General features: G+C 63.4%; 22 protein-coding genes. 17 read left to right on the top strand and 5 right to left on the bottom strand.

The genetic code is table 11. The annotated features are described in order from the left end of the window. Nucleotides 1–191: 191 nt before the first annotated feature. From C480_RS09220 to C480_RS09205, 4 genes are read left to right on the top strand one after another with little or no spacing between them, the layout of a single operon-like run. A complete protein-coding gene (locus C480_RS09220; protein WP_049903498.1) occupies nucleotides 192–1,295 on the top strand; it encodes an ABC transporter substrate-binding protein in 1,104 nt (367 codons plus the stop codon). Nucleotides 1,296–1,300: 5 nt separating this feature from the next. Continuing rightward, on the top strand, nucleotides 1,301–2,446 hold the full coding sequence (locus tag C480_RS09215) for an ABC transporter ATP-binding protein (RefSeq protein WP_006665342.1): 1,146 nt from the start codon (nucleotides 1,301–1,303) through the stop codon (nucleotides 2,444–2,446). Then, the gene (locus C480_RS09210; protein WP_006665341.1) at nucleotides 2,447–4,432 is read left to right on the top strand and encodes an ABC transporter permease subunit; all 1,986 of its coding nucleotides are present in this window, start codon (nucleotides 2,447–2,449) and stop codon (nucleotides 4,430–4,432) included. It abuts the gene before it with no gap. Beyond that, the gene (locus C480_RS09205) at nucleotides 4,429–5,394 is read left to right on the top strand and encodes a nitrilase family protein (RefSeq protein WP_006665340.1); all 966 of its coding nucleotides are present in this window, start codon (nucleotides 4,429–4,431) and stop codon (nucleotides 5,392–5,394) included. Before C480_RS09210 ends, C480_RS09205 begins: the two co-directional genes overlap by 4 nt. Nucleotides 5,395–5,501: 107 nt before the next feature. Here the strand turns inward: C480_RS09205 and C480_RS09200 are convergent, their stop codons facing one another. Further along, a complete protein-coding gene (locus tag C480_RS09200; protein ID WP_006665339.1) occupies nucleotides 5,502–6,548 on the bottom strand; it encodes an NrpR regulatory domain-containing protein in 1,047 nt (348 codons plus the stop codon). 228 nt (nucleotides 6,549–6,776) lie between these two features. Between C480_RS09200 and speB the strand changes: the two genes are divergently transcribed. From speB to C480_RS24525, 3 genes are all read left to right on the top strand, one after another. Further along, nucleotides 6,777–7,781, top strand: a complete 1,005-nt coding sequence (speB, locus tag C480_RS09195) for an agmatinase (RefSeq protein ID WP_006665338.1) — start codon at nucleotides 6,777–6,779, stop codon at nucleotides 7,779–7,781. 3 nt (nucleotides 7,782–7,784) lie between these two features. Further along, nucleotides 7,785–8,969: a pyridoxal phosphate-dependent aminotransferase gene (locus C480_RS09190; protein WP_006665337.1), complete on the top strand. Its 1,185-nt coding sequence runs from the start codon at nucleotides 7,785–7,787 to the stop codon at nucleotides 8,967–8,969. A gap of 69 nt (nucleotides 8,970–9,038) precedes the next feature. Continuing rightward, nucleotides 9,039–9,164, top strand: a complete 126-nt coding sequence (locus tag C480_RS24525) for a DUF7859 family protein (RefSeq protein WP_006110933.1) — start codon at nucleotides 9,039–9,041, stop codon at nucleotides 9,162–9,164. 35 nt (nucleotides 9,165–9,199) lie between these two features. Here the strand turns inward: C480_RS24525 and C480_RS09185 are convergent, their stop codons facing one another. Next, the gene (locus C480_RS09185) at nucleotides 9,200–10,213 is read right to left on the bottom strand and encodes a threonine aldolase family protein (RefSeq protein WP_049903496.1); all 1,014 of its coding nucleotides are present in this window, start codon (nucleotides 10,211–10,213) and stop codon (nucleotides 9,200–9,202) included. 133 nt (nucleotides 10,214–10,346) lie between these two features. Here C480_RS09185 and C480_RS09180 point away from each other — a divergent pair, with 133 nt between their 5' ends. The 7 genes from C480_RS09180 (at nucleotide 10,347) to C480_RS09150 (ending at nucleotide 16,761) form a co-directional block, all read left to right on the top strand. Then, complete coding sequence (locus C480_RS09180) at nucleotides 10,347–10,832, top strand: hypothetical protein (protein WP_006665335.1); 486 nt, start codon at nucleotides 10,347–10,349, stop codon at nucleotides 10,830–10,832. Then, entirely contained in the window at nucleotides 10,822–11,220 is a 399-nt protein-coding gene (locus C480_RS09175; protein ID WP_006665334.1) for a hypothetical protein, read from the top strand. The genes C480_RS09180 and C480_RS09175 overlap by 11 nt, the downstream gene beginning before the upstream one ends. Nucleotides 11,221–11,283: 63 nt before the next feature. Continuing rightward, complete coding sequence (locus C480_RS09170; RefSeq protein WP_006665333.1) at nucleotides 11,284–12,378, top strand: aminopeptidase; 1,095 nt, start codon at nucleotides 11,284–11,286, stop codon at nucleotides 12,376–12,378. Between the two features lie 396 nt (nucleotides 12,379–12,774). After that, nucleotides 12,775–13,356, top strand: coding sequence for a plastocyanin/azurin family copper-binding protein (locus C480_RS09165; protein WP_006665332.1), 582 nt, complete (start codon nucleotides 12,775–12,777; stop codon nucleotides 13,354–13,356). A 178-nt stretch (nucleotides 13,357–13,534) separates the two neighbouring features. Further along, on the top strand, nucleotides 13,535–14,593 hold the full coding sequence (locus tag C480_RS09160; protein ID WP_006665331.1) for a DMT family transporter: 1,059 nt from the start codon (nucleotides 13,535–13,537) through the stop codon (nucleotides 14,591–14,593). A 176-nt stretch (nucleotides 14,594–14,769) separates the two neighbouring features. Next, the gene (locus C480_RS09155; RefSeq protein ID WP_006665330.1) at nucleotides 14,770–15,882 is read left to right on the top strand and encodes a pyridoxal-phosphate-dependent aminotransferase family protein; all 1,113 of its coding nucleotides are present in this window, start codon (nucleotides 14,770–14,772) and stop codon (nucleotides 15,880–15,882) included. 597 nt (nucleotides 15,883–16,479) lie between these two features. Beyond that, nucleotides 16,480–16,761, top strand: a complete 282-nt coding sequence (locus tag C480_RS09150) for a hypothetical protein (RefSeq protein ID WP_006665329.1) — start codon at nucleotides 16,480–16,482, stop codon at nucleotides 16,759–16,761. Between the two features lie 181 nt (nucleotides 16,762–16,942). Here C480_RS09150 and eif1A read toward each other — a convergent pair whose 3' ends face one another. Then, nucleotides 16,943–17,233 (bottom strand): translation initiation factor eIF-1A, encoded by a 291-nt coding sequence (gene eif1A / locus C480_RS09145; protein ID WP_006110924.1) that lies wholly within the window; start codon nucleotides 17,231–17,233, stop codon nucleotides 16,943–16,945. 115 nt (nucleotides 17,234–17,348) lie between these two features. On the opposite strand from eif1A, the gene C480_RS09140 reads away from it, so the two are divergent. After that, nucleotides 17,349–17,528, top strand: a complete 180-nt coding sequence (locus C480_RS09140) for a DUF7470 family protein (protein WP_006827001.1) — start codon at nucleotides 17,349–17,351, stop codon at nucleotides 17,526–17,528. 367 nt (nucleotides 17,529–17,895) lie between these two features. Here C480_RS09140 and C480_RS09135 read toward each other — a convergent pair whose 3' ends face one another. Then, a complete protein-coding gene (locus C480_RS09135; protein ID WP_006665327.1) occupies nucleotides 17,896–19,869 on the bottom strand; it encodes a DUF460 domain-containing protein in 1,974 nt (657 codons plus the stop codon). Nucleotides 19,870–19,992: 123 nt separating this feature from the next. Beyond that, a complete protein-coding gene (gene rnz / locus C480_RS09130) occupies nucleotides 19,993–20,925 on the bottom strand; it encodes a ribonuclease Z (RefSeq protein WP_006665326.1) in 933 nt (310 codons plus the stop codon). A gap of 162 nt (nucleotides 20,926–21,087) precedes the next feature. On the opposite strand from rnz, the gene C480_RS09125 reads away from it, so the two are divergent. Beyond that, nucleotides 21,088–22,200, top strand: a complete 1,113-nt coding sequence (locus C480_RS09125) for a DUF7282 domain-containing protein (protein ID WP_006665325.1) — start codon at nucleotides 21,088–21,090, stop codon at nucleotides 22,198–22,200. A 39-nt stretch (nucleotides 22,201–22,239) separates the two neighbouring features. Then, on the top strand, nucleotides 22,240–23,244 hold the full coding sequence (locus C480_RS09120) for an AAA family ATPase (RefSeq protein ID WP_006665324.1): 1,005 nt from the start codon (nucleotides 22,240–22,242) through the stop codon (nucleotides 23,242–23,244). The last annotated feature ends 131 nt before the right edge of the window (nucleotides 23,245–23,375 follow it).

Below are 23,375 nucleotides of genomic sequence, written 5' to 3'. Positions count from 1 at the left end.
ACCGTCGTTCTACTGTTCCGAAATAGCCAGATAATACACGCATAGAGCATCAGAATTGGTGTTTCAGAAGTTCGCGACCGAGACAATCTCATTCAACCACCGTCCGGGCGAAAGGATGGTGGTACGTCATACCGTACTGTGGGAACACTTATGTAGGGATAGCCTGGATAGTGTGGGTAGGTGGCAATAGTATGCCAGCACAAGACACGAACGGGCGGCGGGAGTTCCTTCGCACGAGCGCGGCGGTGGGAGGCGTCGCAGCTCTCGGTGGGCTTGCCGGTTGTACAGGGATGCTCGATAGCGGCGACGATACGCTGACCGTCGCCGTCTACGGCGGCGTGTTTCAGGAGGTCATGGACGAAGAACTGTTCCCGGCCTTCTCGGACGAACACGATATCGAGGTCGAGTCCGAGGCGCAACCGACCTCCGAAGAGGCGCTGACGCAGTACGAAAACGCCGTCAGCGCCGGACAGGCACCGGTCGACGTCGCCATCATGGCACAGACCGGCGTGCTGAAGGGGCTAAACTCCAATCTGTGGCACCTCTGGAGTGAAGACGACTTCGAGAATCTGGAGTACATTAGCGACGACCTCGTTATGGAGGCGGACGGCGGAATACCGGCTATCGGCGCGCTCTCGTGGTACATCAACCTCGTCCAGAACACGGACGTCATCGAGGACCCGGTCGATAGCTGGGAGGCGCTGTGGGACGACCAGTACGAGAATACGCTCGGCCTGCTCGGCTACGCGTCGAACTCGTTCCTGCTCGACATCACCGCGGAACTGCGGTTCGACGACCCCGAGATCTTAGAGGACCGCGACGGCGTCGAAGAGGTGTTTCAGGAACTGCAAGGCGTTACCAGCCAGGCGAACATGTGGTACGAGAACGAGGCGGACTTCCAGCAGCGCCTTCGGGACGGCGAAGTGCCAGCGGGGATGCTCTACAGTGACATCACGCGCGTTATGCAAGACGACGGCGCGCCGGTGCAGTCAAACTTCGTCGAAGAGGGTTCTGTACTGGACTCCGGGCTCTGGGTCACCCTCGAGAGTACCGATCTGTCGGAGGAAGCCCGGCAGTTCATCGACTACGCGAGCCAGCCCGCGGTCCAGGACCGACTCGCCGAAAACCTCTATACGAGTCCGACGGTCGACCGCGAACACTCCGAAATCGACGACGAACTCTACGAACAGATCGCCGGCCCGGGTCCCGACGAAGCGATCACGCCGAACTACGATCTCTACGTCGAGGAGGAGGACTGGGTCAATCAACGCTGGGAAGAGTTCATCACCAACTAATCGGTATGAGTGGAATTTCACTCGCGGGCGTGACGAAGCGATATCCGGGCGGTGTCCTCGCGGTCAAGGGTGTCGATATCGACATCGAGAGCGGCGAGTTCGTGACGCTCGTCGGGCCCTCCGGCTGCGGGAAGACGACGACGCTTCGGACGATTGCAGGCTTCGAAACGCCGACGGACGGCAGCATTCGGATCGACGGCGAGAACGTGACCGACGCGCCGCCGTACGAGCGCGACACGGGGATGGTCTTCCAGGACTTCGCGCTGTTCCCGCACATGACCATCCACGAGAACATCGCCTACGGGATGGAGGCGGCGGGCGAGTACGCCGACGAGGAGATCGACGCGCGCGTCGAGGAGATGCTCGAACTCGTCGAGTTGCCCGGCGTCGGCGATCGAACCCCGGACCAGCTCTCGGGCGGCCAACAACAGCGAATCGCCCTGGCGCGGGCGCTCGCACCGCGGCCGAAGGCGCTGTTGTTAGACGAGCCGCTTGCGAGTCTGGACAAGCAACTACGCGAGCAGATGCAGGTCGAGCTCCGCCGTATCCAACAGGAGATCGGGATTACGACCGTCTTCGTCACGCACAACCAGGAGGAGGCGCTGACGATGTCGGACCGGCTTGCCGTCATGAACGACGGGAAATTCGAACAGGTCGGCCCGCCGGAGGACGTGTACAACGACCCCGATTCCCGATTCGTCGCGGACTTCCTCGGAACGGCGAACATCTTCGACGGGTCGGTAACGGCGATAGAAGACGGCTACGCGACCGTCGAGTGTGCCGACGTGACGGTGCAGGCGACGGCCCAGAACGGCGTCTCGACCGGCGACGACGTCTCGGTCATCGTGCGACCGGAACGGATTCGGTTCGCCGCGGCGTCCGAATCGGATGCGGACGCGGCCGCAAACGCCAACGTCAGCGCGAGTCCGAACCCGAGCGCCGACGGCGGCACGCAGCCCGCACCCGAAACCGTCTTCGAGGGCGAGATCACCTTCAAACGCCACCTGGGCAGCAGCGTCGAGTTCCGCGTCGAAACCGACGCCGGTCGCGAACTCGTCGTCGTGCGACGGAGCGGGCTGGACGAACGAGGCCCCGGGGACCGGGTGACGGTGTCCATCGGAGCCGCTGACTGCCGTCTCGTGGAGGAATAGATGACGAACCGTCCAGACACTTCCTCCGATACCGAAACTGGAACCGGAACTGCCACCACCACCGATGTAGCGACTACTGCGAGCGACACAGAGGCATCCACTGCAGAACCGTCCAGTTCGGGCGAATCCGGCCGTGCGGGCCTGAAATCGCGAGCGAAGTGGTACGTACTGTCGTATCCGCTGTTCTGGCTGGTCGCCGTCTTCTTCATCCCGCTGTGTATGCTGGTCGTCTTCAGCTTCTGGGAGAACATTCCGGGCGGGCAGTACCAGTTCGGATTTACGTTGGAGAACTACGCCCGGTTCCTCGACATCGGCTTCACGTCGACGTGGCCGTTCGTCGAACCCGGCCTGTATCTCGGGCAGCTCTGGCTGACGATCGAACTCGCGCTCGTCACGGCCGGGCTTTCGCTCGTGCTCGGCTATCCGATGGCGTACTATCTCGCGCGGATGAATCGCCCGTGGCTGCGGAGCCTGCTGCTCATTACGATCATCTCCTCGCTGTGGGTGACCTACGTCATCCGGGCCTACGCCTGGCAGGTGATCCTGGCTTCCGGCGGCATCCTGAGTTCGGTCGGCACCGCGCTCGGATTCCTCGCCGAACCGCAGTCGTTCTATCCGGGCTACTGGGGGCTGGTCGTCGGCATGGTCTACGTCTTCCTGCCGTTCATGATCCTGACCCTCTACAGCAGCCTGCGGAACCTCGACGGCGAACTGCTCGAGGCGTCGAAGAACCTCGGCGCAGGACCGGCACAGACGTTCCGGCGAGTGACGCTGCCGCTGTCGAAAAACGGCGTCATGAGCGGTACTGCGCTCGTCTTTATCCTGGCGCTCGGCTCGTACGTCCTGCCGCGACTCCTCGGCAGTCCCGGTCAGCGGACGCTGCCGGTGTTGATCGAGCAACAGATCATGAGCGAGAGCAACTATCCGTTCGGCGCGGCGATGAGCATCGGGCTCATCGTCGTCGTGCTGGTGTTCCTCTGGGCGCTGATCCGCGTGACGAACGTGACGACGGCGAGCCTCGGCGGCACCGAAGAGATAGCAACGGACGGCGGGTCGCAGCCGGCACATTCGTCCGCTCCCGGGCCGCTGACCCGATTCCGGAGCGGACTCGGAACTGCGGCGGCGACGGTCGGACTGACCGCCGCAGGGAACCGGCTTGGGTCCGCACTCGACTCGCTTGTCACGCGGATCGACGCGAACACGCGCGAATCCATTATCTGGGTGGCGTTTCGGACGTACGTCGCAGCGGTGATGGTGTACATCGCCCTCCCGCTCGCGATCATCATCGCGGTCTCGTTCACGCCCGAAGAGTTCCTCACGTTCCCGCCCGGCGGGTTCTCCCTGCAGTGGTACGCCGAGTTCTTCGGGACCGAGGCGTGGCGAACCGCGCTGCTCAACAGTCTCACGATCGCCGGGGCCGCCGCGCTACTGAGCACGACGATCGGCGGCGGACTCGCGTTCGCACTCGATCGCTTCGACTACCGGTGGGGGACGATCTACGGGACGCTCGGCGTGTTACCCATTCTGCTTCCTCCGGTCATCATCGGGGTCGCGTTCCTCGTGTTCTTCCTCGAACTCGGGCTCGCCGGCTCGCGGCTAGGCATCATCATCGCCCACGGGATCTTCTACGCCCCGTTCCCGTTCATCCTGATCTCGCAGGGATTAGACGAGATCGACCGCACTTACGAGGAAGCCGCGATGAACCTCGGCGCGTCCTCGCTCCGGACGATCCGGACGATCACGTACCCGCTGATCCGGGCGAACGTGGTCTCGGGCGCGCTGTTCGCGTTCATCCTCTCGCTGAACGAGTACATCATCTCGTGGCTGCTATCGCTGTTTCTCGTTCAGACGATTCCGATCCAGATCTTCAACCAGCTGCGGTACTCCTACCCGCCGACCATCGCGGCCGCCAGCGTGGTCTTCATCTTCCTGACGGTCGTCGTGATGACGGCTATCGATAGGCTCTCTGGAGGGATCTGGGAGTGACGGCGGAACCGGGTTCGGGAGCGGAGACGGACGCGGACGTGGAGGCGTCCGCAGGCACGGACATGGACACTGACACGGCCACAGATACACCCCCAGCCGCAACCGACGCCCGAATCGTCACCGTCCAGCTCACCCCCGAGTTCGGTGCCGTCGAACGCAATCGCAACCGCACAGTTGAACTCGTCCGCGAGCACGCCGACGCCGACCTGATCGTCTTCCCCGAACTCGTGACCTCAGGGTACGTCTTCGAGTCGAAAACGGAGGTCGCGTCGATGGCGGAACCGCGCGACGGCGAGACGGCCCAGGCGTGGAGCGACATCGCCGCCGACACCGACACCTGGATCGTCGGCGGCGTACCGGAAGCCGACGGGGACGCGTACTACAACAGCGCGTTCGTCGTCTCGCCGTCCGGCGTCGAGGCCGTGTACCGGAAAGTCCACCGCTGGAACGAGGAACACCGCTGGTTCGACCCCGGAACCGACAGCACGATCGTCGACACGCCGTTCGGCCGCCTCGGCGTCCAGATCTGTAACGACCTCTGGTTTCCGGAACTCACGATCGCGCAAGCCCGCGCCGGCGTCGATCTCGTCGCCGTGCCGACCAACTGGGTCCCGGGGACGCCGGACGACGCCCCGACTCGGCCCGGCGGCTGGACCGTCGGCGTCCACCAGGCGCTCGCCCACGCGAACTCGAATCGCGTCTTTATGGCGTGTGCGGACCGCGCCGGCACCGAACGCGGCATCACCTTCGAAGGACAGAGCGTTATTCTCGACCCGGATGGGGTTCCTCTCGCGGGACCGGCACCGACGACCGGCGAGCACGAACTCAGCGCCGAGTGCGCGCTCGAACAGGCGCGGGAGAAGAACCTGACAGCCTATGACGATGTGCTCACGTCTCGACGGCCGGCGATCTACGGGACGGCGCAGCGAGACGAACAGGGAACGGACGCGAACACAGAGTAACGCGACGCGAGTTCAGCCGTCGCCCGCTGGCCGAGCGGGCGTGTTGGTTGCCACCGGAATTCATCCTCATTCTCGCCGAATTGTCGTCGCGAACTGCGACGCCAGTCTTAATCGTCGAGCGCTGCCGTCGGCGCAACCGCCGCGACCGGTTCGAACGAGTTCCGTTCGACCGTGCCGTACAGCGTGTCCCACTCGTCGGTCAGGCCGGCCTCGCTGAGCGCCGCGAGCACGAGTTCGCCGACGCCGACGTAGGTGAGCGAGCCGAACGCCCAGGCCGAACTGCCGTTGGGGAGTTTGTCCTGTTCGCGCGGGCGGCGAAAGTCGAGGACGCCGCCGATCGCGTCTCGACTCGCGACCGCGAGGTCGCGGGCCTCCTCGTACCGGTTGATCGGGAACTGTCGGCCGTCGCCGACGAGAAGCCCCGACCCCTCGCTCTCGGTTTCGAGCAGCGTCAACACGTCGGTTCGCCCGGCCTCGATCAGCAGCGAAATCACGTCGATCGACGACCCCTCGCCGTTGATCACGTCGACGTAGCGCGTGATCCGCCCGCCGCTCTGGAGTTGTCGGTCGCCGTCGCTGAACTCGTCGACGGGGGCGGGTTCGTACTCGAGGATGCCCGCGGTCGTGAGGTCGGCGTTGACGCCGTGGGCGAGCAAGACGCCGTCGAGCGTGATACTCGAGGGGACGAGCAACCGCGTATCGCCGGGTTCGCCGGGTGCGCTGTCCTCGAGAGCGATCGGGATGGGACCGAGCGGGAGCGATTCGAGGCGGGAAACGAGTTCGAGCGCGTCGTCGACGGCGTCGGCATCGAGGGAGGCGGCCGAGGCGACGAGTGCGCCGGTATCCTCGATGGGGTCGTAGCTCACGCGGCTCGTGAGCGCGGCGATTCGGGCGCGGATCTGTTCGAGGCGGCTGCTCACGTCGCCCTGTTCGAGTTCGTCGCGGCCGCGTTGGGTTAGTCGCCGGCCCTGGCCGGGGACCTTTTCGGTGAGTTCGAGGTCGTCGAGATCGGAGAGCGTGAGCCGGATCGTGCGGTCTTTGATGTCGTAGCCGTGGAGTTGCATCAACTCGACGAGTTGGATGCTGCCGATCGGGCCGTGGCGATCGACGAGTCGAAGGAGATCGTACGTTCGTCTGTCGAGTTCCGGTGGCATGCACAGACAGTGGGCGAGGGTGACCACCAAGGTTTGGGTTACTAGGTTGGGCGATGGCGTAACCTTATTGTCCCTGTCGCGAAACGGATAGGGTGGCAACTACTTGCCGGGATGTGAAATTATGACAGCCAAACTGTTGCGGACACAGCGGCGAGCGATCGGCCAGCAGACGGCGGCCACGCGTGCTGGCAGGAACGCGATCGAGACGCACGAAACGGGGGCTGACCGATGACGGATGACAATCCCGCAGCGGCCTTTCGAGAGTCGGTCGACGGTGCCGGCGTCGAGCTGGCCTACGCCGGACTGGGGACGTTTCTCAAGGGAGACGCGCGGAACATCGACGACGTGACGGATGTCGACGCAGCGGTTCTCGGCGTCCCCTACGACGGGGCGGTCTCGAATCGACCTGGGACCCGGTACGGCCCGACGGCGATTCGACGGGCCAGCGGCTGGTGGGCGTATCTCTCGGACTACAAGGGCGGATTAACGAACATGCAGACCGGCAAGCAGGTGAACTTCGACGACCTCACCGTCGCGGACTGTGGTGACGTGCCGGTCTTCCCGATGGACGGCGAGACGACGGCCGAGAGCATCACCGCGCACGTGGCGACGGTCGCGTCCCAGACGTTTCCGGTCGTGCTCGGCGGCGATCACTACTGTACGTTCCCCGCGGTTCGCGGCTTCGCCGAGGGGAGGGACTACGACGACGTCGGGTTCGTCCAGATCGACGCACACACCGATACGACCTCGGAGAGTCCCGTCTTCGGAACTGACTTCCACGGCTCGAGTACGGCCCTGATCGCCGACTCCGAGTACGTCGACTACGAGAACGTCAGCCAGGTCGGCATCCGCGGCTACGAGTCACCCGAGTTCTTCGAGTTCGCCGAGGAGACCGGACTCGATCTCTACACGATGCGCGACATCGAGGACCAGGGTATCACGTCGGTCGTCGCGGACGCGGTCGCGTCGGCGGCCGAGGGAACCGACGCGGTGTACGTCTCCTTCGACATCGACGGCGTCGACCCGAGCGTCGCGCCGGGAACTGGCACGCCGGTTCCGGGCGGGCTGACGGCCCACCAGGCGCTCAAGACGATGGAAGTGCTCGGTGCGACCGACGCGGTCAGCGCCGTCGATATGATGGAGGTCGCACCCCGGTACGACACCGACGAGGGCACCCAGAAACTCGCCGCGTACCTGCTGGTTACGCTGCTCGAACGCCAGTTCGCGGAGTAAGCGATGGAACGAGACCCACCCGCCGAAACGACTGAAACGGCCGACGCGGTCGGCAGCGCCCGAACGGCGGGCGTCGCCGAGTCCGTGATCCGCCAGATGACCAGGGAGGCGATCGACCGCGGCGCGATCAACCTCTCGCAGGGCATCCCCGACGAGGACGAGACGCCCCCCGAAATCAAGGCCGCCGCCCAGGAGGCCATCGAAACCGACAGCCAGTACACCATCACCTGGGGCCTGCCCGAACTCCGCGAGGCAGTCGCCGAGCGCTACGCCGAGTGGAAGGGCGTCTCGTACGACCCCGAAACCGAGGTCACGATCACCAGCGGCACCAGCGAGGCCCTCATGTCGACCATGCTCGCGCTCGCCGGCCCGGGCGACGAAGTCGTCTACTTCGAACCCGTCTACGAGAGCTACATTCCGGCGAGCCAGTTCGCCGGCGCGACCGCGGTCCCGATCGACATCACCGACGACCTCACCATCGACGTCGACGAACTCGCCGCTGCCGCCGCGGACGCCCGCATCCTCGTGCTCAATACCCCGATGAATCCAACCGGGAAGGTGTTCTCGCGCGATGAACTCGAACGCATCGAGGAAATCGTCTTCGAGCACGACCTCATCGTCCTCACCGACGAGATCTACGAGCACATCGTCTACGCGGACGACTACGTCAGCCCCGTCGAAGTCGGCGACCTCGCCGACCGAACCGTCGTCTGTACCGGCATGTCGAAGACGTTCAGCGTCACCGGCTGGCGCGTCGGCTTCTGTCTCGCGCCCGAGTACCTCTCGAAAGAACTCCGGAAGATCCACGACTACACGAGTATCTGCGCGCCAACGCCGTTCCAGCGCGCCGGCGTCGAGGCGCTGTCGCTCCCCGACTCCTACTACACTGAACTCGCCGACTCCTACGAGCGGCGTCGCGACCTGCTCTACGAGGGCCTGCAGGAAGCGGGACTCGATCCCGTCAAACCGGACGGCGCGTACTACATTCTGACGCGATACCCGACCGACGAGGACGACATCGAGTTCTGTTATCGATTGATCCGGGAAGCCGGCGTCGCCGCCGTTCCGGGGAGTAGCTTCTACACCGACGCCGAGGGGGCATCCGGCTGGATCCGGTTTACGTTTTCGCGAAACGAGGCGACGATTCGGGAGGCGATCGACCGATTGGTCGAAAACCGCTGGTGGTAGTCGCCGATCCCGGATTCGAGCTGATCCACGTCGAAACGATTTTGCGCACTGACACTGTACCCGGCGCGTATGCTCGAGTTCATTCCCGACGACCCGGTCATCATCGCGATCGTCGTGATCTTGTTATCGCTGATTCTCTTCTCGTACCTGCTGCTCCGGCGGACAGTACTCGAGTTCCGTGACGGAATGCGGTAGATGAAAGCAAACGGACGACAGCGGGGCCTGCGGTTTCAGAACGCGTCGTCGATTCGCTCGAGTACCGCGTCGATATCGGACCGCGAGACGTCTCGGTGCGTACAGAACCGGATCGTCGTCGGGCCGAACGCTGTGGCCAGCACGTTTCGTTCTTCGAGTCGATTGAGGACACCCTCCGTTTCGAGCCCAGTGCCCGCGATGTCTGCGAGCACGATGTTCGTTTCCGGTTCCTGCACGTCGAAGCCGTCGACAGCCGTAAGTCCCTCCGCGAGCACGCGCGCGTGCTCGTGATCCCTTTCGAGGCCGTCGACGTTCTCCAGCGCACGGAGCGCCGGAGCGGCGATGATTCCGGCCTGGCGCATGCCGCCGCCGAACAGTTTTCTGGTGCGGCGGGCGTCCTCGACGAACGACTCGGGGCCGGCGACCATCGATCCCACGGGTGCGCCGAGGCCCTTCGAGAGCGAGATCATGACCGTCTCGACGGGATCGACGAGTTCAGTGACGGGGATGTCGAGCGCCGTCGCGGCGTTGAACACGCGCGCGCCGTCGAGGTGCACCGGAACGTCGCGGTCGTGGGCTGCCTCGGCCGCCGCGGCAATCCGTTCCGGATCGATCGCGAGTCCGCCGCGCGCGTTGTGGGTATTCTCGAGACAGAGCAGGCCGGTTCCCGGGCGGTGGAGTTCCTCCTCGACGAAACCGGCGGCGACCTGCTCGGGCGTCGGCGCGCCGCGGTCGGTGTCGAGCATGCGTACCTGCAGGCCGGAGAGATCGGCGAGACCGCCGAGTTCGTATTTGACGACGTGGCTCTTGCGGTCCGCCAGGACTTCCTGGCCGCGCTCGGTGTGCACTCTGACGGCAACCTGGTTCGCCATCGTCCCGGAGGGGAAATAAAGCGCCGACTCGGTTCCGAGTCGGTCGGCGACGGTCGTTTCGAGTTCGGCGACGGTGGGGTCCTCGCGGTAGACGTCGTCGCCGACGGCGGCCGACTGGGCAGCATCGCGCATACGATCGTCGGGTGTCGTTACGGTATCCGAGCGAAGATCGATCATGGCGCGAGATAGCCCGTCGCCGAAGAAATACCCTGTCATGTCCCGTGTGCGGTCGAATCACTGTCACACGATAGCTGGATGTCACAGTCTTCGACAGCGAAGGGTTCAACTACGCATCATTTGTTGTGGGCGTATGGACCCCGCATCTCGCTCCAGTTCGACTGATAGCGGACCGTACTCCGCAACGGCCGAAGGGGCGGAGACGAGTCGGTTCAGGGCGGACGGCGGTCGCGATCCGAGCGGCCCCCCGTCGCCGGCACCGAGTTCACCATCAACGCCCGCATCGTCCCCATCCCGATCGGCATCCCCCTTCTGGTACCACGTCTCGCGCGTTCTCGGTCGGTTCGGCGACCTCCCCCCGTTCGCGCTCGTTCCGCTCTGTCTCTCGCTCGCTGAACTCGGCAAGCTCAGACGGGCGATGGGACCGACTAACGGGGTTACCATCTCGGCGAAATTCGTGCTGCCGGAGCCGTTGCTCGAGCTCTGGTCGTTCGTCGATGCACCCAGTCCGGGGACAACGGGCGCATCGAGTGCACGTGGTTCGGCGACCGGCACAGCCGGCTCGTCGGCTCCGGACATCGTGCCCGACTACACCACGGGGACCGACGATGCCATCTGAATCGACTCGAACCGGAGCGAACGGGGACGAGGCCGAGCCTGAACTCGAAACCGACCCCGAAAAGAGAGGCGCAGTCGAAACCGAACTAAACGGCGATCAGCGCACGACGCGGCGATCAACCCGACGCGCACGTGAAAGCGGGCGCAGCCAGCCGCCCGCAGACGCCCAATCGCGAACCGATGGTGGCCGCCGTGGCCACCAGCTCGTCTCGGTGCTCCGGCTTGTCTCGCTAGCGCTGCTCATCGTCGGGTTCAGCGGCTGGCTATTCGACGAGCGGACGCACACACTCGATTCGCCGTTTACCCTCTCGTTCGCCGCGGGAATCGGCTGCGCGCTGACCGCGATCTACCTCGGGATTTTCCTGGCAGACGGCGACGCGGGGCGATGAGTGGGACCGGCGAAGGCTTTCGATTCGAAAATGGTATCCCAACACTGCGAATACATCTCCAGTATGGACCCGCGAATCCGAAACCATGCCGAGATTATCGCGAATCATTCGGTCGATCTCCAAGAAGGGGACAACGTCATCATCGACGCCCATCCGATCGCCGAAGACCTCGTCGTCGCGCTCTACGAAGTCATCGGGGAGAAGGGAGCGAATCCGGTCTCGACGAGCCAGCGCACCGGCAAGCGCCAACAGCGTGCGTACCTCCGCGCCAGCGACGGCGAGTTCGAAACGCCCCAACACGAACTCGCGCTCATCGAGAACACGGACGTCTACATCGCCATCCGAGCGAGTGACAACGTCACCCAGACGAGCGACGTCGACCCCGAAACCAGCTCGGCCTACCAGCAGGCCCACGGGCCGATTCTCGAGGAACGACTCTCGACGCGCTGGTGTCTGACCCAGTACCCCGCGCCCGCGAACGCCCAGCTCGCCGAGATGAGCACCGAGGGCTACGAGAACTTCGTCTGGGACGCCGTCAACAAGGACTGGGACGAACAGCGCGCCCACCAGGCGAACATGGTCGAGATCCTCGATCCCGCCGACGAGGTCCGCATCGTCAGCGGCGACACGACGGACGTGACGATGTCAGTCGACGGCAATCCGACGATCAACGACCACGGCGAGCACAACCTCCCCGGCGGCGAGGTCTTCACCGCCCCACAACCCGACAGCGTCGAGGGCGAGGTCCTGTTCGATATGCCGCTCTACCATCAGGGCCGGGAAATCACCGACGTGTATCTCGAGTTCAGCGAGGGCGAAGTCGTCTCGCACTCGGCGGCGAAAAACGAAGACATCCTGACCGAGGTGCTGAACACCGACGCGGGCTCGCGCCGGCTCGGTGAACTCGGCATCGGCATGAACCGAGACATCGACCAGTTCACGTACAACATGCTCTTCGACGAGAAGATGGGCGATACGGTCCACATGGCCGTCGGACGGGCCTACGACGACACCGTCGGCGAGGGCAACGAGCAAAACGACAGCGCCGCCCACGTCGACATGATCGTCGACATGAGCGAGAACTCGTTCATCGAGGTCGACGGCGAAGTCGTCCAGCGCGACGGCACCTTCCGGTTCGAAGACGGCTTCGAGAAGTAGGCGCCGAACGAACGGGTCGAACCGTTTTTCATCGACGGGTTCACGTGAGCGCTCGCAAAGCGACCCGAGCGGAGCCCGTCGGTAGTGATTCGACCACCGACGTTGATGATTGCTTTACCGTCTCAGACATAGTAAGATATGATATATGTTGTCGACTTTTCCCCGCGGCCGAACCTGTTCGGTTGCTGCGACCGGATTTGGCGACGGGTTTGAATAACCCGAATGGGACGTGAATATTTCAGAAAGTTCCGTATTTTCGGCATAAATATGTTATTTTTCGACTGTTTCGACAAGTAATAGGCTATTACCCCAAATCAGCACCATGGTGTGAAATCGCATGACAATGTGGGGGAAGAAGATGGTGATTTTTATGTATCCGTCTATAACGCTCAGTTGATGAGTCGAAACAACCCGATTTCACGGCGGACTGCGATGAAGATCACGGGTGCCGCGGCTACGACCGCACTTGTCGCTGGCTGTAGCAGCGATTCGGACGAAAACGGCAGCGAAAACGGCAGCGAAAACGGCGGCGAACTCGAGGCATCCAACTGGGAAGGCGTCGAAACGATCGAGTTCACCGGTGAGATGGACGGCTGGAAAGGAAGCGCACCAAGCCAGATCGAAGGCGAGTCCAATCCGACGATCCTGCTCTTTGAGGGTCAGTCCTACGATATCACGTGGACGAACGGCGACGGAAAGAACCACAACCTCGAGATTGTCGACGACAGCGACGAACCCGTCAACGACCTCTCGACCGATCAGATGGGTGAGGAAGGCGAAACGCAGACGCTCACGATTGAGGAAGTCACGAGCGACATGAAAGAGTACGTCTGCCGACCCCACGAGAGCCAGATGCGCGGCACGATCGAAGTGCAGCAGCCGCCAAGCGGTGGCAACGGTGACGAATCCGGTAACGGTAACGAGAGCACCGGTAACGGTAACGAGAGTACCGGTAACGGTAACGAAAGCGAAGAGTAACGCTGCTGCCGTCTTTTCATTCCCTATTCTTTTAACGCCTCTCGACCGAATAGCGGCCGCTCTCTACGCGCGTCGATACCGTGTTTCGTGATACCACATATCGGCGAATTTGGCACCGAGAGACACTGACGCGCCGAAATCCGAATACAAAAGTAGTCCCGCCCCTTCTCTTTCGAAAATGATTCTCAATCGAACCGGGGTTCTCTTCGTTGCCCTCGCATTCGCCTGGGGCAGCGCGTTCAGTGCGATCGAAATCGGACTGACGACGCTTCCCCCGATCCTGTTCGCTGCACTTCGCTTCGATATCGCCGCCGTACTCTTTGCCGGCCTGGTCGTCGTTCGCGAACTCGAGTGGCGACCCGAGACGAAAACCGATTGGCTCGCTATCGCCGTCTCCGGCGGCCTGCTCGTCGGCGGGCACTTCGCGTTTCTGTTTCTCGGACAGTCGTACGTCTCGAGTGCCGTCTCCGCGATCGTGCTGAGTCTCACCCCGATCGTTACGCCACCGCTTGCACTCCTCTTGCTCCCGAATCAGCGACTCCGCGCACCCGCCGTCGCCGGTCTCCTCGTCGGCCTCGTCGGCATCGTCGTCATCGCCGTTCCCGGCGGCTCCCTCGACGGACAGATCCTCGGCGTCGCACTGCTGTTCATCGCGGCCACAGTGTTTGCACTCGGGTCCGTTCTGTTCGAACGACTCGAGGAAACGCTCCCGACGATCTCGGTACAAGCCTGGGCGATGGTCGTCGGTGCCGGCCTGTTGCACGGCTTGAGCACCTTCCATCCCGGCGAGCAACTCGCGACAGTCTCGTTTCCGTCGGCAACCCTGAGCGCACTCCTCTACCTCGGCGTCGTCTCCACGGCCGGCGGCTTTCTCGCGTACTTCCTGCTTCTCGATCGCGTCGGCGCGACCGAACTCAGCCTCGTCAACTACGCGACGCCAGTCATCGCCGCACTCGTCGGCTGGGCGCTCCTCGGCGAAGCGATCACCGCGACGACCGTCCTCGGATTCGCACTGATCGTCACCGGCTTTGGGCTCTGCAAACTCGAAACGCTGTGGCGCGTCGGCGGTCCGCTGGTTGGATACGGTCCCCAGCGCCCCCTGCTTGCGGATGACGATGGCAATGACGGTGATGGCGATAACAGTATCGTCGTCGACGGGAACGCCTACCTGCGTGATCGTGAACTCGGCCTCAGTGAGACCGACCGCTCGACTCGCGTTGCTCCGCACGGGGACTGACGAAAGACCACCACCACCACCGCACGGCGGCTTTCGGAGCGCGTCGGCTATCGACAAGGTGAGAAACCGGCGAGCCTGAGATCGGAGACCAGCACTTCCACCGAACGGGGAAATAAGACGCCATCAAAAGTACCATACCGCCTCGCTACGCAGTAAGCCGTACTCAGGTGGTTTCCGTGACCGAGAAACGCGAATACAGAGACGACTATCCCGACAAAACGTTGTACATTCCGGGCCCGACCGAGGTGCGTGACGACGTTATCGAATCGATGTGCGAGCCGATGTTCGGCCACCGAATGGACCGAATGACGGACCTCTATACGACCATCGTCGAGGACACCAAGGAGTTCCTCGGCACCGACAACGAGGTCATCATCCTCACCGGCTCGGGCACCGAGTTCATGGAGAGTTCAGTCCTGAACCTCGTCGACGAGAACGTGCTCGTGACGACCTGCGGGAGTTTCAGCGAGCGCCAGGCCAACGTCGCCGAACGTCTCGGCAAGAACGTCGACACGCTCGAGTACGAGTGGGGGCAGGCGGTCAAACCCGAGGATGTGCGCAAGACGCTCGAAGCGAGCGACACAGCGTACGATGCCGTTACCTGCGTGATGAACGAGTCCTCGACCGGCGTCCGCAACCCGATCGAGGAGATCGGCGACGTCATCGCCGAGTATCCGAACACGTCCTTCATCGTCGACGCCGTCTCGTCGCTCGGCGGCGATTACGTCGACATCGACGAGCACAACATCGACGTCATCTTCACGTCGGTCCAGAAGGCCTTCGCCATGCCGCCGGGGCTGGGCGTCTGCGTCGTCAGCGACGACGCCTACGATCGCGAACTCGAGAGCGACTCGGCGTCGTGGTACGGCGGCTTCCAGCGCTCGCTCGATTACTACGACCGGAAGGGCCAGACCCACTCCACGCCGGCGATTCCGATCATGCTGGCCTACCGCACCCAGATGAAGCACATGCTCTCCGAGGGCCACGATGCCCGCGATCAGCGCCACCGGGAGATGGCCGAGTACACGCGCGACTGGGCCCGCGAGCACTTCGAGATGTTCCCCGAGGACGGCTACGAATCGCAGACGGTGAGTTGCATCGAGAATACACAGGGGATCGACGTGGCCGAAACCATCGACGCCGTCTCCGAGGAGTACGACATGGTCTTCTCGAACGGGTACGGATCCGAACTCGGCGAGGAGACGTTCCGGATCGGCCACATGGGCGAACACGACGTGGAGTCCATTCGGACGCTGACCGACGCGATCGAAGACACTGCCGGCCTGTAAGCTACAGTTTGTAGACATCGGTCAACCTGTTTGGGTTTCGGCTGGGCGCGAGTAGAAGCGAGGACACACGCTGTACGGTTGCATTCAGTACGGATTCTGTTGAGAGGTGGAAACCCATCTCACTGGTCGCGGATTCGTGCGGTTCGTGGCGGTTGTCCCGGATGATTCAACAGAGGCCCGTCCGGTCCGTCATAGTCTCCCGTCGCTTCAACGGCGTCGGCGCATAGAGCTAGTCACGGAGGCGTCACCGCAGTTCGAGTTCACAGGAGCGCGGGCCGAGCCGCAATTTTCGACTTCACCAGCAGTGATTCGATCCTGTATTCGATCCACGGTGAGTCACCCGGGTTGTCGCCACCCGACCATCCTCGAGACGGTCGTCTGAGAACAAAGCAGATAGGAAACATATTAGAAAGTAGTATAGTAGATACACTATACCATGGTATAGATTACACTACCTCTCAAAGTCTATAACGGATGTTTCCACCATTGCTGTGTGGTACCATTCATCCATTCTTACCAGAAATATGAAATACTATATACGGTGGAGACAGACGTTGTGTTGAAGCCAGTCGCCTCTCCGGCGACGGATACACGACCATGATTCGCTATCCACATCTGCGACCGAGCGGTACCGGCCCGAAACCACCATCCGCAACCACCTCGATCGGCGGCAGCCTCGTGTTCATGCTCGGCACGTTCGCCCTCTTCGTCGCCGTGAGCTACCCCGTCCCCGCGATTACACTCGTCGTCGGACTCACGCTCGCCGGCGTCGCGCTTCGTCGTATCCTTCCCGCACTCGGCCGCCGACTCCGCGGCCGCATGGCTGAACTCGACGTGCCCGGGTTCGGAACCGTCGAGATCCGTGTCAGTACCCGATAATCGCCTCGGTTGTATCCAAGTGTCGTCGTACAGTTGCGTCTCTTCTGAACCGGAATAGCCAGTGCGACCGCCTACTGCGTCGTTCCGAACGCTCAACTCCCGTTCGCGTACGACGGGACAGTGCTAGAGCTACCGGTAACGGCTACGTATCGGCTTGAAAAGGATCGCTTTCGGTGCTGTATTACTGAATGTGGCCTTCCCGGCGCAGTTGATCCGCATCGCTCTTCTCGTATCGCCAGGTGATATCTGCTTTCTCGTCCTGCCAATCCCAGGGTTCGACGAGGACAACGTCGTCTTCACGAATCCAAATCCGCTTTTGCATCTTCCCGGGAATCCGTGCCGTCCGTTCTTTCCCGTCTGCACAGCGTACTGTCACTCGATTTGCGCCGAGCATATTCGTGACGGTCGCAAAGACCTCATCCTCGTCAGGCATTCGGAGGTTCTTCCGACCGCCCTCGCCGTCGTCGCTCATGCGGCACGATTCGGGTTCGAACGGTTTAACCCTTTATCGATTCGCCGTCCGTCACCCGTTCTCGCCCGGACGCCGAACCACGCCGCTTATTTCGCTCGCCTGTGCAAGCCAGCACATGCTGAAAAACCTCGGACTGCTCGGTATCGTCGGCATCGTCGTTCTCCTCGCCGGAATCGGTGTGATCGCGTACGCAAATTGGATGGTCGCCGTCGGCATCGCGCTCGTCCTCGCCGGGCTCGGACTCGTCGTCAAATCCCTCGTTTCGAGCGTCCTCAAGCAGTTCGGCATGTTCTGAACGCTCGGCTAACCGCCCAGTCAGCCGCTCGAACGGACGTATAATTTCTCCGGACTTTTTGTCATCACACCGCCTAGAACTCGTCCGGGATGCACGCTCCAGTACTCCGATCTCGTCTTACTCGCGATCGACGTGAGCCCCGGGAGCGGCCTTGCAACCCCTATTCCATCCCCGATCCCTGCTGCCATCATCGGGCATGGGCTCGTCGCCATCGCGTTCATCGGCCACGCCTATTCGTCAACGGCCCGGTCAGCAAAGTCGACGATCCGGGCGAAGAAGTCGAACTCGAGGACGTGGCGCAGGTTCTCTCACCGGCTGAATCCGCCGAGTAACGAGTTCAGCGTGACAGAGCAGATAGCGTGGGTCGTTAAACTTCGTTATCGCCCGCACGGTGTTCGCTGATGAGTTGATCCACCATCGCCGCCTTCCGATCCCGCTGGCGTTCGCGGGCCCGGTCGTGCCAGTCGTCGATCACGGCTTCGATGTCTTCCTCGCGCGCAACGGCGAGTTCATCGACTTCCTGCATGGCCACGTCGCCCGCCGGACCGACGGGGATCTCGTTGTCGAAGAGGATCTCGTCGGCGACCTCCGAGAGTCCGCCGTCTTTGAGGATTACCCGCGGCTCGAACTCGGCGAGGAGTTCGGCCGTCGAGCGCCCGGCACCGCTCGCGTCACGGAGGTAGACCACGTCGTCGATCGCGATGCCGTACTGGTCGTCGGCCTCGCGGATCGCTCCCTTGGTGAACTTCTCGACGACTTTGACGGGAGCCAGTCCCTCTTTCTCGGCGGACACGTCGCTGAAATTCGAGTGATCAAGCTTCCAGAGGGCTTTCATCCGTTCGACCTTATCCTCGAGTTCGTCGACGCGGTCACGGGCCTCGTCGCGTTCGTACTCGAGTCGCTCGGCTTTGCGGCGGTGTCGTGTCACCTCGCGGTTTTGGCGGACTTCCTTGCGTTCCGTCCGTCGCGCACCGCTCAGTTCGTCCTCGAGTTCGTCGATGCGATCCTCGCGCTCTTCGAGCCGCCCTTCGAGCGTTTCGACGTGTGACTGGAGGCGGTCGACCTGCCGTTCTAGGTCCTTGATCCGCCGTTCGTCCTCGGTCAGTTCGCGAGGTTCGTGCTCGGTCGCCGCTTCGTCCGCACCGTCGTCGTCTTCGAGATCCGCGAGGACGGCTTCGACGCTCTCCTCGCCGGCGACGACGCGGGCGATCACTTCGCCGCGGTCGATCCCCGGCGGGAGTTTGTCGGCGATGCGCTCGAACTGGCCCTCGTGGGCGTCGGCGGCGTACAGGGCGGCCGCCATCGCGTCGCGCTGGTGATCGTCGTCGTAGGGCTGCTCGCGCGTTCGATGTTGCTTCTCGTCGATCGGCAGATCCGACTCCGGCGTCCAGCCCGCGGCATCGAAACTCCGGCGAAACTTCTCGACCGTTTCGGGCATCGGCGTCACGTCCGCCGCGACGACGATCGGTCGCCCGCGCTCGACGATCCACTCGATCACGTCGGCAGTATCGCTCGTGCGCGAACTCCAGACGTCCAGCACCTCGCCCTCCAGTCCCACGATGGCGACTGCGGTCGTCGTCCCCGGATCGATCCCGACGATGACGTGATCCCGGCGCTTTGCCAGCGGCCTGAACTCGATCCCGTCGCGGCGCTCGCGCTCGATTTCGACCCGGACGTCGCCAGAGCGGGCGCTGGAAACGGGGATGTCGCTCGGTCGCGCCTCGACGGTGAACACGGCGTTCGCATAGCCGCCGTAGGCCTCGCGAATATCCGTCTCGTAGGCGAGGTTCGCGTCCTCGAGTTCGGATTCGACCTCGCGGGCGCGGCGCTTGACGGCCCCGTGGATGCGGCGGGTGTAGCGGTCCTCGCTCCAGCCGCCGCTGCCGGTCGACCGGCCGCGCGAGACCTTGACGGTCGTGGTGTCGGTAAAGGCGGAGACCTCGTGGCCGACGTTGTGGGCGGCGAGACGGGCGGCGGCCTCGGCTTCCTTCATCGGGTCCTTACCGTAGGGGATGCCGTGGCGTTTCGCGACGCGAGAGAGCGGCTCGGGCTGTTCGGCACCCGTCACCTGCACCAGTTTCGTCCCGGTCGGCAACGAGCCGAGCAGGTGGATGAGCTGGTCCTTGTCGGCGGCCAGCTCGTACATGTTGTCCGTCGCGACGATCGCCGGCTCCTCGTCGTCGATCAGCCGCCTGAGTTTTCGGTGGGAAACGACGTCCCGAGCGACGGTTTCGCCGTCGAACTCGACCAGCGCGTACGACGGTGCGTCGCCGCGCACGTCGCCGCTCTGGATGTCGATCCCGAAGACGACTGCATCGAGCGCACTCGTTCGCGTACTCACGACGGGGGATAGGGGCGAGTCGAGTATAAATCCGGCGCGGCGACAACGCTGCTGAGAACCAGTGAAACACTCGTCGCGAGCGATGTCGAGGGTTTCCTTCGCGGGTATCGGAACGGTCCGTCGTCACTCGGGCGCGTTTGGGTACGGAATCTCGAGTTCGTCGCCGTCCGCGGGGACGAACGTTTCGCCGTCGAAGACCTCGCGAGCCTCCGCGAGGTGGTCGCCGGTATGGCCCGCGTACCGCGAGGAGAGGTGCATGAGCGCGAGTCGGTCCGCACCGGCGCGACTCGCGAGTTCGGCAGCCTGGCGCGCCGTCGAGTGGGCGGTTTTGGCCGCGCGGTCCGCGCGGTCCGCGGCGAAGGTCGCGTCGTGGATCAACAGGTCCGGTTCGTCCGCGATCTCGACCGTCGCCGCGGTGGGCCGCGTATCGCCCGTGTAGACGATCGTTCGGCCGGGTCGGGGCTCGCCGACGACCTGCTCGGATCTGACGACGGTACCGTCCTCGAGTTCGACCGTCTCACCCTCGTGGAGTCGCGAGAACATCGGGCCGGCGGGGACACCCAGTTCTTCGGCGCGTTCGCGGTCGAAGCGGCCTTTACGGTCGTCCTCGACGAGCGCGTAGCCGACCGAGTTCGTGTCGTGGTCGGTACCGAAGGCTCGGATCTCGAACTCGTCGGCGCGGTAGGCGACGTCGCCGTCGCCGACTTCGCTGATACGCACCGGAAACGAGGGGCGATTGTTGAGGGCGTTGACCAGTCCCTTGAGCTGGCGGCGCGTCCCGCGAGGAGTGTGAATCGCCAGGGGTTTTTCGCGGTCGTTGAAGGCCATCGTCTGGAGGAGTCCCGGGATTCCGAGGACGTGATCGCCGTGGAGGTGCGTGACGAACAGCTGCGAGACGGAAAACCCGGTTCCAAAGCGCATCATCTGTCGCTGGGTTCCCTCACCGGCGTCGAACAGCAGTCCCTCACCCTTGCGGGAGACGTGGATACTGCTCGGATTCCGTTCGGTCGTCGGAATCGCGCCGGCCGTCCCCAGAAACGTCACGCGTAGTGGCATCTGGTAGGGTGTTGGGCGGGCCGCGGCTAAACCGGCTTCGAATCGTGACCCGGCGCGACAACCCGACGCAGATCGGTTCGAAGTGACTCGAAACCCGTGAACGGACGGCGCGTTTTACGTCATTCGAGTCCGTATCCCCGGTCGCTATCCACCCCCAACCCAATGAGTTCGAGATCGACTTTCGGTACTATCAAACGCGTCGTCGCCATCCTGATCGCGATCATGATCGTCCTGGCCGCCGGAATCGTCGTCGGGCAGGCACCCACCCTCTTCGGGATCGAGGAAGACCCCGAAGCATCGATCGAGTTCACGGATCAACAGGGCAACGGAACGGCGGTCACGATCGACGAGGTGAGCCTGTCTGACGGCGGGTTCGTCGTCATTACCGCCAACAGTGACGGGTCGGAATCGATCGCGGTCTCCGAGCCGCTCGAAGCGGGCACCCACGAGAACGTCACGGTCGAACTAGCCGACGATGCCGACCGCGAACTGCTCGGGCGACTCACCGCGACGGTCCATCAGGACACCGACGACGACGAAACGTACACCTACGGGGAGAGCGACGGCGAGGAAGACCGTCCGTATCTCGACGCCGGCTATCCGGTCAGCGCCACCGCGACGGTCACCGCAGACGAGACTGACGACGCGCTCGGCGATTCGTTCGTCATCGACTCGCTCGACGTTCCGGACACCGCGACGACGAACGAGACGATGAACGTCACCGTCACCGTGCGGAATCCGACCGACATCCGCGCCCAACAGAACGTCGAACTTCGGCTCGACGGCCAACTCGTCGAGTGGCAGTCCGTCGATCTTGACGGCGGCGAGACGACCGAACTCACCTTCGAGGTCGATACCCGCGGCACGCCGCCGGGCGAGCACCCCCTCAGCGTCCAAACGAACCGCGACGGCACAGTCGAACTCGTCGAGTTCGAGTTCCACACTGACCCCGGTATCGAGGTGACGAACGCGACCACGGACCGCATCATCACCGACGTCGCGACGCCCGCCGAGGGATTCGTCGCCGTCGAAAACGACAGCGGCGAGATACTCGCCACGAGCGATGAACTCGACTCCGGCGAGCACGAGGAGGTCCGCATCTCGGTCCCGGAAAACGTCTCCGTCGACGAGGACACCGACCTCACCGCCGTCGTCTACGAGGGTGATCCCGACACACCCGAATCGGCATCGCCGTACGAGGAGGGCGGCGATCGAATCGAGACGACGTTCACGATTGGAACGACACCAGGCGGGCCGACGACTGACGCGGAGTAATCGACCGATTCTTACCCGTTCCGACCATAGCACCCGTCGATGGACGCGCCGCTGTGGACCGACACGTACGCGCCCGAGTTGGCCGAGTTGCCACAGGACGACGCCCGCGAGTACCTAGAGCGGGCCGTCGACGAGCCGATCAACCTCCTGTTGCAGGGGCCGCCCGGAAGCGGTAAGACTGCGGCGGCGCGCGCACTCGCCCGCGAAGCGCATGCGGACCCGGACAACGATCTGGTCGAGATCAACGTCGCCGACTTCTTCGGTCGGACGAAGACCGAAATCAAGAACGACCCGCGATTCTCGCAGTTCCTCGTCGGCCGCTCCTCGATGTCCAAACGCGACATGATCAATCGCGTTCTCAAAGAATCCGCGAGCTACGCCTCCGTCTCGGGAGAGTACAAGACGATCCTGCTCGACAACGCCGAGGACGTCCGCGAGGACTTCCAGCAGGCCCTGCGACGGATCATGGAACAACACCACCGAACGACGCAGTTCATCGTCGCTACTCGCCAGCCGACGAAGCTCATTCCGCCGATCCGGTCGCGGTGTTTTCCCGTCTCCTTTCGCTCGCCGACGACCGCCGAAACCGTCACCGTCCTCGAACGCATCGTCGAGGCCGAAGCCGTCGAATACGACGACGACGGCCTCGAGTTCGTCGCCGGCTACGCCGACGGTAACCTTCGGCAGGCCATTCTGGCGGCGCAGACGACCGTCGAGGACGACGGTGAACTCACGATGCAGGCGGCCTACGAGACGATCGGCGAAGTCGGGCTGGACGACGAGATCGAATCCATGCTCGACGACGCGGAAGCCGGCGAGTTCAGCGACGCGCGAAAGACGCTGGACGACATGCTCGTCGACGAGGGATTAGACGGCGAGGAAGTTCTCGACTCCGTTCTGGAACTCGCACGCAAGCGCTATCAGGGGGCGAAACTGGCCCGAATACACCGCCTGGCCGCGGATATCGAGTTCGAGATGCACGAAGGTACGAGCGATCGCATCCACGTCTCGCACCTGCTGGCTGAACTCGGGCGGGACGCCTGATACGGTCTGCTGTAACGATTTCCCGGCTAACCGCAGGACGGGCGCGGTTGCGCCGGAAATGACTTACAGCAGTCCGTGTGATGGCCGACATCGTAGCGAACGCGTCCCGAGTTCGTGCTCGTCGGGCGACG

The sequence above is a fragment of the Natrialba aegyptia DSM 13077 genome, assembly GCF_000337535.1.
GTDB lineage: Archaea > Halobacteriota > Halobacteria > Halobacteriales > Natrialbaceae > Natrialba > Natrialba aegyptia.
This window is presented reverse-complemented; position numbering and strand designations above follow the sequence as displayed.

What these genes read in the sequence shown, in the direction of transcription:
- C480_RS09220 (WP_049903498.1), top strand. Translation starts at nt 192, where the DNA reads ATGCCAGCACAAGACACGAACGGGCGGCGGGAGTTCCTTCGCACGAGC.
- C480_RS09215 (WP_006665342.1), top strand. Translation starts at nt 1,301, where the DNA reads ATGAGTGGAATTTCACTCGCGGGCGTGACGAAGCGATATCCGGGCGGT.
- C480_RS09210 (WP_006665341.1), top strand. Translation starts at nt 2,447, where the DNA reads ATGACGAACCGTCCAGACACTTCCTCCGATACCGAAACTGGAACCGGA.
- C480_RS09200 (WP_006665339.1), bottom strand. Translation starts at nt 6,548, where the DNA reads ATGCCACCGGAACTCGACAGACGAACGTACGATCTCCTTCGACTCGTC.
- speB (WP_006665338.1), top strand. Translation starts at nt 6,777, where the DNA reads ATGACGGATGACAATCCCGCAGCGGCCTTTCGAGAGTCGGTCGACGGT.
- C480_RS09190 (WP_006665337.1), top strand. Translation starts at nt 7,785, where the DNA reads ATGGAACGAGACCCACCCGCCGAAACGACTGAAACGGCCGACGCGGTC.
- C480_RS24525 (WP_006110933.1), top strand. Translation starts at nt 9,039, where the DNA reads ATGCTCGAGTTCATTCCCGACGACCCGGTCATCATCGCGATCGTCGTG.
- C480_RS09185 (WP_049903496.1), bottom strand. Translation starts at nt 10,213, where the DNA reads ATGATCGATCTTCGCTCGGATACCGTAACGACACCCGACGATCGTATG.
- C480_RS09180 (WP_006665335.1), top strand. Translation starts at nt 10,347, where the DNA reads ATGGACCCCGCATCTCGCTCCAGTTCGACTGATAGCGGACCGTACTCC.
- C480_RS09175 (WP_006665334.1), top strand. Translation starts at nt 10,822, where the DNA reads ATGCCATCTGAATCGACTCGAACCGGAGCGAACGGGGACGAGGCCGAG.
- C480_RS09170 (WP_006665333.1), top strand. Translation starts at nt 11,284, where the DNA reads ATGGACCCGCGAATCCGAAACCATGCCGAGATTATCGCGAATCATTCG.
- C480_RS09165 (WP_006665332.1), top strand. Translation starts at nt 12,775, where the DNA reads ATGAGTCGAAACAACCCGATTTCACGGCGGACTGCGATGAAGATCACG.
- C480_RS09160 (WP_006665331.1), top strand. Translation starts at nt 13,535, where the DNA reads ATGATTCTCAATCGAACCGGGGTTCTCTTCGTTGCCCTCGCATTCGCC.
- C480_RS09150 (WP_006665329.1), top strand. Translation starts at nt 16,480, where the DNA reads ATGATTCGCTATCCACATCTGCGACCGAGCGGTACCGGCCCGAAACCA.
- eif1A (WP_006110924.1), bottom strand. Translation starts at nt 17,233, where the DNA reads ATGAGCGACGACGGCGAGGGCGGTCGGAAGAACCTCCGAATGCCTGAC.
- C480_RS09140 (WP_006827001.1), top strand. Translation starts at nt 17,349, where the DNA reads ATGCTGAAAAACCTCGGACTGCTCGGTATCGTCGGCATCGTCGTTCTC.
- rnz (WP_006665326.1), bottom strand. Translation starts at nt 20,925, where the DNA reads ATGCCACTACGCGTGACGTTTCTGGGGACGGCCGGCGCGATTCCGACG.
- C480_RS09125 (WP_006665325.1), top strand. Translation starts at nt 21,088, where the DNA reads ATGAGTTCGAGATCGACTTTCGGTACTATCAAACGCGTCGTCGCCATC.
- C480_RS09120 (WP_006665324.1), top strand. Translation starts at nt 22,240, where the DNA reads ATGGACGCGCCGCTGTGGACCGACACGTACGCGCCCGAGTTGGCCGAG.